Source organism: Mesorhizobium sp. YR577 (assembly GCF_900116595.1).
GTDB lineage: Bacteria > Pseudomonadota > Alphaproteobacteria > Rhizobiales > Rhizobiaceae > Mesorhizobium_M.
On the sequence record NZ_FPBI01000004.1, the window covers coordinates 225,915 to 239,456 of the forward strand.

At 60.6% G+C, this 13,542-nt stretch carries 13 protein-coding genes; 8 read left to right on the top strand and 5 right to left on the bottom strand.

The features are described from left to right. Nucleotides 1-12 precede the first annotated feature (12 nt). Complete coding sequence (locus BM413_RS07925; RefSeq protein WP_091912082.1) at nt 13-1,197, bottom strand: HlyD family secretion protein; 1,185 nt, start codon at nt 1,195-1,197, stop codon at nt 13-15. Next, complete coding sequence (locus BM413_RS07930) at nt 1,194-1,664, bottom strand: MarR family winged helix-turn-helix transcriptional regulator (protein ID WP_091912083.1); 471 nt, start codon at nt 1,662-1,664, stop codon at nt 1,194-1,196. Before BM413_RS07930 ends, BM413_RS07925 begins: the two co-directional genes overlap by 4 nt. A gap of 179 nt (nt 1,665-1,843) precedes the next feature. On the opposite strand from BM413_RS07930, the gene BM413_RS07935 reads away from it, so the two are divergent. From BM413_RS07935 to BM413_RS07950, 4 genes are all read left to right on the top strand, one after another. After that, nucleotides 1,844-2,605, top strand: coding sequence for a polysaccharide deacetylase family protein (locus tag BM413_RS07935; RefSeq protein ID WP_244537799.1), 762 nt, complete (start codon nt 1,844-1,846; stop codon nt 2,603-2,605). A gap of 265 nt (nt 2,606-2,870) precedes the next feature. After that, a complete protein-coding gene (groES, locus tag BM413_RS07940) occupies nt 2,871-3,167 on the top strand; it encodes a co-chaperone GroES (protein ID WP_056100728.1) in 297 nt (98 codons plus the stop codon). Nucleotides 3,168-3,226: 59 nt separating this feature from the next. Then, nucleotides 3,227-4,879: a chaperonin GroEL gene (gene groL / locus BM413_RS07945; RefSeq protein WP_091912087.1), complete on the top strand. Its 1,653-nt coding sequence runs from the start codon at nt 3,227-3,229 to the stop codon at nt 4,877-4,879. Between the two features lie 413 nt (nt 4,880-5,292). Further along, a complete protein-coding gene (locus BM413_RS07950; RefSeq protein ID WP_175544277.1) occupies nt 5,293-5,472 on the top strand; it encodes a CsbD family protein in 180 nt (59 codons plus the stop codon). 134 nt (nt 5,473-5,606) lie between these two features. Here the strand turns inward: BM413_RS07950 and BM413_RS07955 are convergent, their stop codons facing one another. After that, nucleotides 5,607-6,215 carry a TetR/AcrR family transcriptional regulator gene (locus BM413_RS07955; RefSeq protein WP_244537800.1) on the bottom strand — a complete coding sequence of 203 codons (609 nt, stop codon included), beginning with the start codon at nt 6,213-6,215 and terminating at the stop codon, nt 5,607-5,609. Between BM413_RS07955 and BM413_RS07960 the strand changes: the two genes are divergently transcribed. From BM413_RS07960 to BM413_RS07975, 4 genes are all read left to right on the top strand, one after another. After that, complete coding sequence (locus BM413_RS07960) at nt 6,184-7,086, top strand: NIPSNAP family protein (protein WP_348272895.1); 903 nt, start codon at nt 6,184-6,186, stop codon at nt 7,084-7,086. The genes BM413_RS07955 and BM413_RS07960 overlap by 32 nt on opposite strands. Before the next feature lie 99 nt (nt 7,087-7,185). Continuing rightward, nucleotides 7,186-8,583: a class II fumarate hydratase gene (gene fumC / locus BM413_RS07965; protein WP_091912092.1), complete on the top strand. Its 1,398-nt coding sequence runs from the start codon at nt 7,186-7,188 to the stop codon at nt 8,581-8,583. A 105-nt stretch (nt 8,584-8,688) separates the two neighbouring features. After that, on the top strand, nt 8,689-9,111 hold the full coding sequence (locus BM413_RS07970) for a DoxX family protein (protein ID WP_091912094.1): 423 nt from the start codon (nt 8,689-8,691) through the stop codon (nt 9,109-9,111). 117 nt (nt 9,112-9,228) lie between these two features. After that, nucleotides 9,229-9,630 carry a DoxX family protein gene (locus BM413_RS07975; RefSeq protein ID WP_091912095.1) on the top strand — a complete coding sequence of 134 codons (402 nt, stop codon included), beginning with the start codon at nt 9,229-9,231 and terminating at the stop codon, nt 9,628-9,630. A 68-nt stretch (nt 9,631-9,698) separates the two neighbouring features. On the opposite strand, the gene ppx is transcribed toward BM413_RS07975, so the two are convergent. Both ppx and BM413_RS07985 read right to left on the bottom strand, forming a co-directional pair. Continuing rightward, the gene (gene ppx / locus BM413_RS07980) at nt 9,699-11,237 is read right to left on the bottom strand and encodes an exopolyphosphatase (protein ID WP_091912097.1); all 1,539 of its coding nucleotides are present in this window, start codon (nt 11,235-11,237) and stop codon (nt 9,699-9,701) included. Next, nucleotides 11,237-13,444, bottom strand: coding sequence for an RNA degradosome polyphosphate kinase (locus tag BM413_RS07985; protein ID WP_091912100.1), 2,208 nt, complete (start codon nt 13,442-13,444; stop codon nt 11,237-11,239). Before BM413_RS07985 ends, ppx begins: the two co-directional genes overlap by 1 nt. Nucleotides 13,445-13,542 lie beyond the last annotated feature (98 nt).

The following is a 13,542-nucleotide window of genomic DNA, read 5'->3' on the forward strand; positions in this document are numbered from 1 at the left end:
CCGCCGTGATATTTACTGTGCCTTGCCGTCGGCCGCGTGCGCGGTCGGCAACAGGCCGGCAAAGCCGCGGCTGACGCCGGTGTCGACCGAAACCGAGGCGCTCATGCCGGTGCGCAGCGCGACGTCGAGGCCATCGGTGTTGACCTTCAGCCGGACGGGAATGCGCTGCGTGACCTTGACCCAGTTGCCGGTGGCGTTCTGGGCGGGCAGCAGCGAGAACTCGGCACCGGTGCCCGCGCCGATCGCCTGCACGGTCGCCTTCAGCGGACGGCCCGGATAGGTGTCGAGCGTGATGTCGGCTTCCTGGCCCGGCTTCATGTTGGTCAGCTGCGTTTCCTTGAAATTGGCGTCTACCCAGGTGTCACCCGTCTCGACCAGGCTGAACAGCGCCGTGCCGGCGCCAACGAACTGGCCGAGCTTGAAGGACGAAGCCTGCGCAACGATGCCGTCTGCCGGAGCGCGGACCGTGGTCTGGGCCAGCGAATAGGCAGCCTGATCGCGGGCAGCGATTGCCGAAAGCACGGTCGGGTGCTTGTCGGTCTGGATATCCGGATCACCACCAAGCGCTGCACGCGCACTGGCAATGCCCTGAACGGCAGCCGCATGCTCGTCCTGCGCCTTGGTCAGGTCGCGGCGCGCCTCGTCCAGCGAAGATTTGGCGTTGATGCCCTTCTTGGAGAGATCGGCAGCGCGGTCGAACTGCGACTGCAGGAAGACGATATCGTTTGCCGTCACACGTTCCTGCGACAGGGCCTGGCTGTAAGAGGCGCGAAGCCGCTCGACATCGAGGCGGGCGGCAGCAAGGGCTGCGTCGGCCTGCGCGAGCTTTATCCTGTAAGGCTCCGGATCGACCACGAACAGAGTGTCGCCTGCCTTGACCAGCTGGTTGTCGGAAACGTCGACCCCGACGATGCGGCCGGCGATCTCGGAAGCGATCGTCACCTTGGCCTGGCGCAGATTGGCGTTCTCAGTTTCCTGATAACGGCCACCGGTGACCCAGACGTAGCCACCGCCGACGACGAGCACCAGCGGCAGGGCCGCCATAAGGAACAGGCGGCCGAAACGGCGCTTCTTGCGAGCCGGCGCAGGCACCGGCTCGACGTTCAGCGTCTGGGGAATGGTTACGGGCGGGGTGAGCTTTTCGGCCTCGATCTCCGTCACTTCTTCTTTGTCTTTAACTTTAGACACGGCGTTCATGCTGCTGCACCCTTTGGCATAGTCTCGCACGACCCTTCGTCGTCCGAGAGATTACTTACAACCGTCGTCAGGCCGTGAACCAAGGTCTGGCGCTCTTCCTGCGAGAGGCCCTCGAGGGCCTGCTCGAAAACTTCACCGGCAACTCCTTTGACCGCCCCGAAAGCCTCCCGGCTCTTTTCGGTCGGGAAGATCATGCGGACGCGCCGGTCTGCTGCGTCCGGGCGGCGTTCAATCCAGCCACTCTCTTCCATGCGGTCGAGCAGACGCGAAACGCTGATCGGCTCGATTTCGAGCAGTTCAGCCAGGCGCGCCTGCGCAATTCCTTCGCTTTTCACCACCCTTACCAGCAGACGCCATTGCGCCGCCGAGAGCCCAAGGCCTCTGCCGAGCGTTTCGAAACGCTTGCGCATAAGCCGTGCTGCATCATGGATGAGGAAGCCGAGTTTTTCTGTGCCGTCCAAAATCATGAGCGGGATATATTATGAGCATGCTCATGATTCAAGGTGGCAAACCACCGTCCTCGCAAATTTGTGATGCAGTGCACAATGATCCTGACAGAGTGCTGTCAACATGCCGCCGCCCTGGCTTGACTCGATCCAGTTCAACCCTACGCTGCCATCGAAATTCGGCATTTGGAGGGGATGTCATGAGGAAAGCGCTGGCGCTCACGCTAATGTGCATGGCCGCCGGGCTGATCTTCACCATCGCTTCGGCCATGGCTGCCCAGCGCACCGTCTATCTGACCTTCGACGACGGCCCCCTGCCCGGCACGGAAACGATCCTCAAGGTGCTCACGGACGAAGCTGTCCCCGCCACACTTTTCATGGTCGGCTCCCATGCCGAACTCACCCCAGAGCGCGGCGCGCTGGTCGCCAAGGCAAAATCACTGCCGCTGGTGACGGTCGGCAACCACAGCTACAGCCACGCCAACAACCACTACCGGCATTTCTATTCGAATACCGACCAGGTGCTCGAAGATCTGGCGCGCGCCGACAAGGTGCTGGGCCTGAAAGGTCCGCCGATCTATGCCCGCCTGCCCGGCCGCGACGTTTTTCGCCTGCCTGAAGTCTCGCGCAACGACGTCGCCATCCGTTCGGACGAGGAAGACCGGGAGATGGTGAGCTTCGAATTCGTCTCTGCCTATGGCTACTATCTCTACGGCTGGGACCATGAATGGGTCCATTATAATGACGGCAAGCCGGTTCAGAGCGTCACCAGTCTCGTCAGCGAAATAGATCACCTCTTCGGCTATGGCCGCTTGGTCAAGAAGAACAAATTGGTGCTCCTGATGCACGACCAGATGTTCCAGGACGTCTTTCAGGGCGACAGCAATTTGCGAACCCTGATCCGGCTTCTGCGCCAGCGCGGCTATGCCTTCGGCGACATCAAGACCTATGACGACGATTGAGCCGGCGGTCTGTCGGCGAAGGGAAGATTGAAGGGTACGATGGCGACATTTGCTTAACCACCCTCGTCTATTGGCATGAGGTTCCAACGGTCCACCGGCAACCAAAGCAAATTTTTGCCGCATCTGCCCTCCCCAACTCCTTGACTCCAAAACCATGCGGGCCTATCTCACCGGCACGTTAGCACTCACCCAAGATGAGTGCTAACTACGGTCCGGTGATCCGGACGGAGGACTAGTTTCAACATCCGCACCAAGGATATTCAAAATGGCAAAGTCGAAATTCCGGCCGCTGCATGACCGAGTGGTCGTTCGCCGCGTCGAATCCGAAGCAAAGACCGCCGGCGGGATCATCATCCCCGATACGGCCAAGGAAAAGCCGCAGGAAGGCGAAATCGTCGCCGTCGGTTCGGGCGCTCGCGACGAAGCTGGCAAGCTGGTTCCGCTGGACGTCAAGGCTGGCGACCGCGTGCTGTTCGGCAAGTGGTCCGGCACCGAAGTGAAGCTCAATGGCGAAGACCTTCTGATCATGAAGGAATCCGACATCATGGGCATCATCGGCTGATTTCCCGGTAACCGCACCATCCACTCAGAATTACGGGCTGAAGGCCCAGGAGCACAAAAATGGCTGCTAAAGAAGTAAAATTCTCCCGTGATGCCCGCGAGCGTATGCTCCGCGGCGTCAACATCCTCGCCGACGCGGTGAAGGTCACGCTCGGCCCCAAGGGCCGCAATGTCGTCATCGACAAGTCGTTCGGCGCACCGCGCATCACCAAGGACGGCGTCACCGTCGCCAAGGAAATCGAACTTGAAGACAAGTTCGAGAACATGGGCGCCCAGATGGTCCGCGAAGTTGCTTCGAAGACCAACGACATCGCCGGCGACGGCACCACGACCGCGACCGTTCTCGCACAGTCGATCGTTCAGGAAGGCCACAAGGCCGTTGCCGCCGGCATGAACCCGATGGACCTGAAGCGCGGCATCGATCTGGCCGTGGCTGAAGTCGTCACCCACCTCGTCAAGTCGTCGAAGAAGATCAAGACCTCGGAAGAAGTTGCCCAGGTCGGCACCATCTCGGCTAACGGCGAGACGGAAATCGGCTCGATGATCGCCGAAGCCATGCAGAAGGTCGGCAACGAGGGTGTTATCACCGTCGAGGAAGCCAAGACCGCCGAGACCGAACTCGAAGTCGTCGAAGGCATGCAGTTCGACCGCGGTTACCTCTCGCCCTACTTCGTCACCAACCCGGACAAGATGGTTGCCGAGCTGGAAGACGCCTACATCCTTCTCCACGAGAAGAAGCTCTCCAACCTCCAGGCCATGCTGCCGGTTCTCGAAGCCGTCGTGCAGACCTCCAAGCCGCTCGTCATCATCTCGGAAGACGTCGAAGGCGAGGCTCTGGCCACGCTCGTCGTCAACAAGCTGCGTGGCGGCCTGAAGATCGCTGCCGTCAAGGCTCCGGGCTTCGGTGATCGCCGCAAGGCCATGCTGGAAGACATCGCCATCCTCACGGGCGGCCAGGTCATCTCCGAAGACCTCGGCATCAAGCTCGAAAACGTCGGCCTGAACATGCTCGGCCGCGCCAAGAAGGTGTCGATCTCCAAGGAAAACACCACGATCGTCGACGGCGCCGGCAAGAAGGCCGAGATCCAGGGCCGCGTTGCCCAGATCAAGCAGCAGATCGAGGAAACCACCTCGGACTACGACAAGGAAAAGCTGCAGGAACGTCTCGCCAAGCTGGCAGGCGGCGTTGCCGTCATCCGCGTCGGCGGTGCGACCGAAGTGGAAGTGAAGGAAAAGAAGGACCGCGTCGACGACGCGCTGAACGCAACGCGTGCAGCCGTTGAAGAAGGCATCGTTCCTGGCGGTGGCGTTGCGCTGCTGCGTGCTTCGCTCGCCATCAAGGCTACCGGCGTCAACGCCGATCAGCAGGCTGGCATCAACATCGTCCGTCGCGCTCTGCAGGCTCCGGCCCGCCAGATCGCCACGAACGCCGGTGCTGAAGCTTCGATCGTTGCAGGCAAAATCCTCGACAACAAGGGCGCGACCTACGGCTACAACGCCCAGACCGGCGAATATGGCGACATGATCGCCATGGGTATCGTCGATCCGGTCAAGGTCGTTCGCACGGCTCTGCAGGACGCTGCCTCGGTTGCCGGCCTTCTGGTCACCACCGAAGCCATGATCGCCGAAGCTCCGAAGAAGGAATCCGCTGGCGGCATGCCGGGCGGTATGCCTGGCGGCGGCATGGGCGGCATGGGCGGCATGGACTTCTAAGAAGTCCATAAAGCACGCCCATGAGCTAACACTGCTCAAGCCCGCAAGCGGGCTTGAGTGGCGGCATGGACTTCTAAGAAGTCCATAAAGCACCTGTTTCTCAGGCAACATCTACGGAAAGGGCGCCCTCGGGCGCCCTTTTTGCTTTGGAAAAAAGATTCAAAAAAATTCGCAACCGATGGAACCATCTTTGCGGCCGTGCATTTTACGGGTGTCGAAAGCTATCCAAAATGGAGAAATCCACAAGGAAAAGCCAAGACAAAAAAGCGCTCCCCCATCCTCAAACGAGATGCGGGGAGCGTTTTTGTTTTCCGCCATCATTTTGATTTCATGTAATTTTTCGATTTTTTCGCAACCAATCCGGAACAGTCTCGTTGTCGAGGGCAAACAAACCCTAAACAGGAGATGCGGCCATGGTGAACAAGGATCAGATCAAGGGCGTTGCCAAACAGGCCAGCGGCGCCGTCAAGGAAGCCGCCGGCAAGGTAACCGGCAACAAGAAGACCCAGGCCGAAGGCACGGCTGAAAAAATCGCCGGCAAGGTCCAGAAGGGCTACGGCGACGCAAAGGAAAAGATCAAGGGCGCGCTCTGATCTCCTTCACGAGCGCCCTTTGGGAAAAGGCGGCGCCCAGCGCCGCCTTTTCCACGTCTGGGGCTCGCTTGGTAAAGTGATGCCGGGCCAATGGAGGACGTCATCGCGCTTGAACAACAGTACCTCCAAGCGCCTCACTGCATCAGTTCAAAACCTTCCATACACAGCTTCAACACGCCTGCATTCTGCGCCGCCTTGGCCATCGACATGGCGCCGGAATAAGAAGCAACAGTGAAAGCAGCAAAGCGCTCTGGATCGGTTTGCCGGTCTTCCACGCCGCTTTGCTGGTCGCGCTTGATCTTTTCGGCGATGGCCTGCTGCCATGCGTCGAAAATTTTCGCCAGTGCCGCGCGAAATTCCGGATCGGCCAGCGACAATTCATGCGCAAGATTGTTGAGCGGGCAGCCGCGCACGAAACCCTGCTGCTCAAGTTCCCCCGCCACTGCGACAAAAACCTGCCGTACCCCTTCCCGCGCCGTGTTCGCCGCCTCGACCGGCCCGATCCAGGTTTCCGCAACCGCCGTCGCAACCCTTTCGTTGATCACGGCCAGCCCGAGCGCCTTCTTGGTTGGGAAATGGTGATGCAGTGCCCCGCCCGACACGCCTGCCGCCTGTATCAGGTCGCCCAGGCTCGTTGCGTTGTAGCCACGCGCCTGAAACGCTTCTTCCGCAACATCCAGCACCTTCTGGCGCATGCCTTCGGGGTCGTTGGTGCGGGTTCTGGTTCGTACAGCTTTTGCCATTCGACTTTCTCTGGCCACGGGAAACCGGCTGCAAAATACCAGATTGACAAAACCGGGCAACCGGTTTGTTATTAAAACAGGTCAACCGGTCTGTTTTAAAGAGGGAAAGATGTCCGAGCACCCAAGCGTAACGCTCGCAACCGCCAGCGAACTATTCTCGCCAGTCGTCGAACTGCGGCAATACATGCTGCATCCGGGCAGGCGTGACGAATTGATCGACCTTTTCGACACGCATCTGGTCGAAACCCAGGAAGCGACCGGCATGAAGGTCATCGCTCAGTTCCGCGATCTCGACCGGCCCGACCATTTCGTCTGGTTGCGCGGGTTCGAAGAGATGGCCGCTCGCAAGGCGGCGCTCGAGGCCTTTTATGGCGGCCCCGTCTGGGCTGCTCACAAGGATGCAGCCAACGCCACCATGATCGATTCCGACGATGTGCTGCTGCTCAAGCCGGCGTGGCCGGCCAGCGGCTTCGATCTCTCGGGCAAGGTGCGCGATCTGCCTGGAAAGGCGCAAGCGGAAACATTGATCACTGCCACGATCTGCCACATCACGCCGGCATCCGAAGCCGAGTTCATTGCACTGTTCGAAAGCGAAACGATCCCTCTCCTCGCTCGTCTTGGCGCTCCGCTCCTTGCCGGGTTTGTCACGGAGCATGCTGAAAACACCTTTCCACGCCTGCCGGTCAGGAGCAGCGAGAACGTCTTCATCGCTTTCCAGATTTTCGAGAGCGCGAAAGCGCATGCTCTTTATGAGGCTGCATTGAATTCAGACCCATCATGGGCTGATAGCCTGCTGCCCCGGCTTCTGGGTCATTTTTCCGGACCTGTACAACGGCTTCGCCTCGTGCCGACCGAGCGTTCGCTGCTTTGAACCGATTAGGATTGGCCTTGCCTCCATTCTTCACTTGAAGCCCATTGTGCAAAGCGGTAGGCCGTTGCCGGCATTGAAAAATTTCCGGGAGACTGGTCCGTGAGCGCAGGCAAGACAAGAACCGAAACCGACACGTTCGGACCGATCGAAGTGGCGAGCGATCGCTACTGGGGCGCGCAGGCCCAGCGCTCGCTCGGCAACTTCAAGATCGGCTGGGAAAAGCAGCCGCTTTCCGTCGTGCGTGCGCTCGGCATCGTCAAGCGGGCAGCCGCCGAAGCCAATATGGATCTGAAGCGCCTCGACCCCGCGGTCGGCGAGACGATCGTCAAGGCAGCGCAGGAAGTCATCGACGGCAAGCTCAACGATCACTTCCCGCTCGTCGTCTGGCAGACCGGCTCGGGCACCCAGTCGAACATGAACGCCAATGAGGTGATCTCCAACCGCGCCATCGAGATGCTGGGCGGCGTGATGGGCTCAAAGAAGCCGGTCCATCCCAACGACCACGTCAATATGAGCCAGTCGTCGAACGACACCTACCCCACGGCCATGCACATCGCCTGCGCCGAGCGCATCGTTCACGACCTGCTGCCGGCGCTGAAGCACCTTCATGCCGCACTCGACGCCAAGGCGAAGGAATTCGACCACATCATCAAGATCGGCCGCACGCACACGCAGGATGCAACCCCGCTGACGCTCGGCCAGGAGTTCGGCGGCTATGCCGCGCAGGTCGCCTCCTCGATCAAGCGCATCGAATTGACCCTGCCGGGCCTGTGCGAACTGGCCCAGGGCGGCACGGCGGTCGGCACCGGGCTCAACGCCCCGGTCGGCTTTGCCGAAAAGGTTGCCGAGCGCATCGCCGCGATCACCGGCATCGACTTTGTCACCGCTCCCAACAAATTCGAGGCGCTGGCAGCCCATGACTCGATGGTGTTCTCGCACGGCGCCATCAATTCGGCGGCTGCGGCCCTGTTCAAGATCGCCAATGACATCCGCTTCCTCGGTTCAGGCCCGCGCTCTGGTCTCGGCGAACTGTCGCTGCCAGAGAACGAGCCCGGCTCGTCGATTATGCCGGGCAAGGTCAATCCGACACAGTCCGAGGCGCTAACGCAGGTCTGCGTGCAGGTGTTCGGTAACAACGCCGCCCTGACCTTCGCCGGCAGCCAGGGCCATTTTGAGCTCAACGTCTACAATCCTTTGATGGCCTACAACTTCCTGCAGTCCGTCCAGCTCATGGCCGATGCGGCGATCTCGTTTACCGACAACTGCGTCGTCGGCATCGAAGCGCGCGAGGAGAACATCAAGGCGGCACTCGACCGGTCGCTGATGCTGGTGACGGCACTTGCCCCGACGATCGGCTACGACAACGCCGCCAAGATCGCCAAGACCGCGCACAAGAACGGCACCACGCTGCGCGAGGAAGCCGTCGGCGGCGGTTATGTCAGCGATGCCGACTTCGACCGCCTGGTGCGGCCGGAAGACATGACGCGGCCGGGATAGAGCGCAAAATCTTTCCTATCGTGAACGATGTGTCGACAAATTCGAGGCTTTGGTGAACAGCCGGGATCGTCTATCTTAAGGGCATAAACCCTTATGGAGACTCCCATGTCCACCAACTCTTCCGCTGCCGACTCCGGCATTGCTGCTAACGCCTCGGCCGCCATTCTGGTTGGGCGTGTGCTGATATCCATCCTGTTCATCCTCGCCGGCTTCGGCAAGTTGACTGCGATCGGCGGCACTGCCGGCTTCTTCGAAAGCCTCGGCCTGCCGATGCCGACGGTTACTGCCGTCGTCGTCGGTCTCGTCGAATTCTTCGGCGGCCTCGCCGTTCTGGTCGGCTTCAAGACCCGTATCGCCGCGATCCTGCTCGCCGTCTTCACGCTGGGCGCAACTGCCGTTGCCCATCTCGACTTCTCGCAGGCCGGCAACGCGCTGATGCTGCAGAAGAACCTCGGCCTCGTCGGCGGCTTTCTTTTCCTCGCCGTCATCGGTGCCGGCGCTTATTCGATCGACGGACGTGGCCGCTAAACCGGCTTCCTGAACTGCCAAAGGCCCGGAGCGATCCGGGCCTTTTTCTTTCGCGGCATCATTGGGTGACATTTTTCGCGTCTGAGCGCATTCTTGGCAATCGACGCGGACAGGCCCATGCCGACCAATATCGTATTGCTAATCGCCAGGCTTTTGCTTGCTGCCCTGTTTATCCCGGGCGGCTATGGCGCACTCGCTAACATCGCAGGCACGGCCAGCTATTTCGGCGGGCTTGGCTTTCCCCTGCCCACCCTCGTTGCCTGGGGTGTCGGGCTTTTCGAGCTCATCGCCGGCCTGCTGATCCTCGTCGGCTTCCAGACCCGCCCGGTATCACTGCTGCTTGCAGCCTTTTCAGCGGCTGCCGGCATAATCGGCCATTACGGCCAGGGTGGCGGCGATCCGGCGCTCGCCTTCATGCATTCGCAGGCGCTGATGAAGGATATCGCCATAGCCGGCGGCTTTCTGGCGCTCTCGGTTGCAGGCGCCGGCGCATTTTCGATCGATGCCAAACGCGGCTGAAAAGCGTTTTGTTTTGACGCAATTCCGGACGGAAAACCGCTGCACACTTTTCCTGGAATTGCCCCGGGCTACTTCACCGGAACGAAGGGCTGCTCGCCCTCGATCATCAGTTCCAGCCTGCGTCCCGTAAGCCGGGCAAGCTGCGCCAGACGCCCGGCCGGCCGTTCGCCGGTCAGGCCGGCATGCGACTTCGGAATGACCAGCGCCAGCGCGCCATTGTCGCGATTTTCCCATCGAAGCTGCGGGATCACGCCCGGCATGGAAGCCGAGAACAGATAGACGACGCGCAGCATCGCGCCGAGCAGCCTCGCACGCTCGATGTAGCGCGGCGGCACCAGCGCAAGCAGTTCGGCTGCCGCTCCATCGTTGAAGATGCCTTCATGCCGGTAAAGATTGGCCAGCGCCAGGAACACGCGGCCGGGATGGTCGACGCCGATGAAGGAGGCATGCGCAATGATGTTCAGCGACTGCTTGCCGCGATATTCGGGATGCGCTCGCCAGCCGATATCGGCGAGAAGGCAGGCGGCATGGCGATAACGCACCTCGTCCTCGGTCTCGTCGATGCCAAAGGCCGCGAAGGACTGGCCGGTCCATTGCACCAGCTCATGCGCATGCATGACCGACCGTGCGCGTAGCCGCGCCAGTTCCTCGGAGGCCGAAATGAGCGGGTCCGTGCGCTGTTCGCTACGCGACAGCAACGAATAGAGGAAACCTTCCCGCACGCCGAGCGCAGATACCACGATCTTCGACGGCTTCATCGCCGCGATGATCTCGAGCAGCACCGCCGCGCCATAGGGCAGCAGTGCGCGACGGTTCTTCGAAATACCCTCGATGCCCTTCATCTTGTCGATGTCGCCCTTGGCGACCTGCCGCAGGAACGGTAGCGAGCTTTCGATGCCCATCTCGTAATGGTGCATCACGTTGAGCGGATAGTTGATCGTGTTCATGTGGAGGCGGGCGAGATTTCGCCACGTGCCGCCCACGGCATAGAAAACCTGGCCCTGCCCGGCTTTCAGAAGCTTGGCACGCGCAAGTTCGTCCCGCGCGATCTTGGCTGCGGCCACCGGCGAATTCTTCGACATATCCTGCAGACGCAGGCCACCGAGTGGCAGCGTTATGCCCTGACCGATCTTTTCGCCATCGACGCCGACCAGTTCCAGGCTGCCGCCGCCAAGGTCGCCGGCGATGCCGTTTGCGGGATGGAAGCCTGAAATAACCCCCAGCGCCGAGTAATGTGCTTCCTCGCGCCCGGTGAGCACCCGTATTTCGGTGCCGAGAATCTGTTGCGCCCGGTGAATGAAGTCCGGTCCGTTCTCGGCCTCACGCGCCGCAGCCGTGGCGATCACGTGCAACTCCTCCGCGCCTGCCTGATCGGACAGGGCGCGAAACCGCCGGAACTCCTCCACGGCGCGGGTTACGCCCTCCGGATCGAGCTTGCCCGTCGAAACGATGCCGCGACCAAGGCCGGCCAGCATCTTTTCGTTGAACAGAACCGTCGGAGAACGGGATATGCCTTCATACACGACAAGACGGATCGAGTTCGACCCAATGTCGATGATGGAAATCGGTCGGCGATCCTGAAGCCGACCCTGGGATTGTGCAATCATCAGCTACCGGTTGCGCTGGACTTCTTGCGCCGCTTGAACTGCGCGATGCGCTTGGGCGCATGCGATTTCAGTGCATCTCCCCGCCCAGACAGGCTCGGATTCGTCATGAAATATTCCTGCGCGTTGAACGGCTCTTCCCCCTCGTCCAGCACTATGCGCCGCGAGGTACCGTCAGCCAATACTTCGAAACTTTGCTGGTTGTCCATGATGTTTCCGAGCATGATCTGGCCAAGCACCTGTTCATGCACAGTTGGATTGGTGATCGGAACCATGGTTTCGACGCGGCGGTCGAGGTTGCGCGGCATCAAATCGGCCGAACTGATGTAGACGATGGCGTCGTCCGAAGGCAGGCCATGGCCGTTGCCGAAGCAATAAATCCGGCTGTGTTCGAGGAAGCGGCCGATGATCGATTTCACCCGGATGTTTTCAGAAAGTCCCGGAACCTGCGGCCTTAGGCAGCATATGCCGCGCACGACCAGGTCGATCTCCACCCCCGCCCTGCTGGCGTCGTAGAGCGCATCGATGATCATCGGATCGACCAGCGAATTCATCTTCAGCCAGATCTGCGCCGGCCGGCCTTCCAGGGCGTGAGAAACCTCATCGGAAATGTGTTTCAGAATCCGGCTGCGCAGCGTCAGCGGCGACATCGCCAGATGCATCTCGTCGGCCGGTTCGGCATAACCGGTAATGAAGTTGAAAAGCTGCGCGACATCGTGGGCGATGTGCGAATCGGTCGTGAAGAAGGACAGATCGGTGTAGATGCGGGCGGTGATCGGATGATAATTGCCGGTGCCGAGATGGACATAATTGCGCAGGCGGTTGTCCTCACGGCGCACCACCAGCGACATCTTGGCGTGCGTTTTCAGCTCGATGAAGCCGAACACGACCTGCACGCCGGCACGCTCCAGATCGCGCGCCCAGCGGATATTGGCCTCCTCGTCGAAGCGCGCCTTCAACTCGACCAGCGCCGTGACCGACTTGCCGGCCTCCGCCGCATCGACCAGCGCGCGCACGATCGGGCTGTCGTTCGAGGTGCGGTAGAGCGTCTGCTTGATCGCCACGACATCGGGATCGGCAGCAGCCTGGCGCAGGAACTGCACCACCACGTCGAAGGATTCGTAAGGGTGGTGGACGATGAAATCCTTTTCGCGGATGGCGGCGAAGCAATCGCCGCGATGGTCGCGGACGCGCTCGGGAAAGCGCGGATTGTAGGGCGTGAATTTCAGGTCGTCGCGCGGCACGGCGACAAGTTCGGAAATCTGGTTCAGCGCCAACGGCCCGGTCAGCACGCTGATGCGCGAGGAGGATACGCCAAGTTCCGTGGCAACGAATTCCCGCAATTCATCCGGCATCTGACCGTCGAACTCGATGCGGATCACCGAACCGCGACGCCGGCGCTTCAGCGCCGTCTCGAACAGCCGCACCAGATCTTCGGCCTCTTCCTCGACCTCGATATCGCTGTCTCGGATGATCCGGAACGTGCCGGAGCCTTTGACTTCGTAACCGGGGAAAAGCTTGCCGATGAAGATGTTCACCGTCTCTTCGATCGGGATAAAGCGCACGCAGTTCTTGCGATCCGGCAGACGGATATACCGCCTCAGCGCGGTCGGCAGGCGCAGCAGCGCCGTCATTTCCTCGCCGTTCTTGCGGTGACGCAATTGCAGCGCAATCGAGAAGCCCAGATTGGGAATAAATGGGAATGGATGCGCCGGGTCGATGGATAGCGGCGTCAGGACGGGGAAAACCTGCTCCTGAAAGTGGTTTTCGAGCCAGGTCTTCTCATCCTTGGTCAGCGCATCACCGGTGATGCTCTCGATACCTTCCTTCTTGAGCAAACCGATCAGGCCGGAAAGGCTCGTCTGCTGGTCTTCCTGCAGACGGCCGACCTCGACAAGAAGCTGTTCGAGCTGCTGCTCGGGCGTGCGCCCGTCGGGGCTTTTGATGGAGATGTTTTCGCGTATCTGCCCGGCAAGGCCGGCAACGCGCACCATGAAGAATTCGTCGAGATTGGCGGCCGATATCGACAGGAAGCGAACGCGCTCCAGCAGCGGATGGTTCGGGTTCTGCGATTCCTCAAGAACGCGGCGGTTGAACTGGAGCCATGAGAACTCACGATTGACGAAACGGTCCGGATTGCCTGCGGACGCATCGCCGTCGGCGGTGCTGACGGTGGTGAATTCGGCCTGGACCGGTCTTAGCTCGTTCATGTCCCTCTTTATCCTTTATGCGACCACAGCCGCTTATTCGGCTCAGCTTATCTCCTGACAGGGTTTTGCGACAGTTTGATTTCACATGGCTTGCAAAG

Excerpts from the sequence above, each read along its gene's own strand:
- BM413_RS07925 (WP_091912082.1), bottom strand. The coding sequence starts at position 1,197 with ATGAACGCCGTGTCTAAAGTTAAAGACAAAGAAGAAGTGACGGAGATC.
- BM413_RS07930 (WP_091912083.1), bottom strand. The coding sequence starts at position 1,664 with ATGATTTTGGACGGCACAGAAAAACTCGGCTTCCTCATCCATGATGCA.
- BM413_RS07935 (WP_244537799.1), top strand. The coding sequence starts at position 1,844 with ATGAGGAAAGCGCTGGCGCTCACGCTAATGTGCATGGCCGCCGGGCTG.
- groES (WP_056100728.1), top strand. The coding sequence starts at position 2,871 with ATGGCAAAGTCGAAATTCCGGCCGCTGCATGACCGAGTGGTCGTTCGC.
- groL (WP_091912087.1), top strand. The coding sequence starts at position 3,227 with ATGGCTGCTAAAGAAGTAAAATTCTCCCGTGATGCCCGCGAGCGTATG.
- BM413_RS07950 (WP_175544277.1), top strand. The coding sequence starts at position 5,293 with ATGGTGAACAAGGATCAGATCAAGGGCGTTGCCAAACAGGCCAGCGGC.
- BM413_RS07955 (WP_244537800.1), bottom strand. The coding sequence starts at position 6,215 with ATGGCAAAAGCTGTACGAACCAGAACCCGCACCAACGACCCCGAAGGC.
- BM413_RS07970 (WP_091912094.1), top strand. The coding sequence starts at position 8,689 with ATGTCCACCAACTCTTCCGCTGCCGACTCCGGCATTGCTGCTAACGCC.
- BM413_RS07975 (WP_091912095.1), top strand. The coding sequence starts at position 9,229 with ATGCCGACCAATATCGTATTGCTAATCGCCAGGCTTTTGCTTGCTGCC.
- ppx (WP_091912097.1), bottom strand. The coding sequence starts at position 11,237 with ATGATTGCACAATCCCAGGGTCGGCTTCAGGATCGCCGACCGATTTCC.
- BM413_RS07985 (WP_091912100.1), bottom strand. The coding sequence starts at position 13,444 with ATGAACGAGCTAAGACCGGTCCAGGCCGAATTCACCACCGTCAGCACC.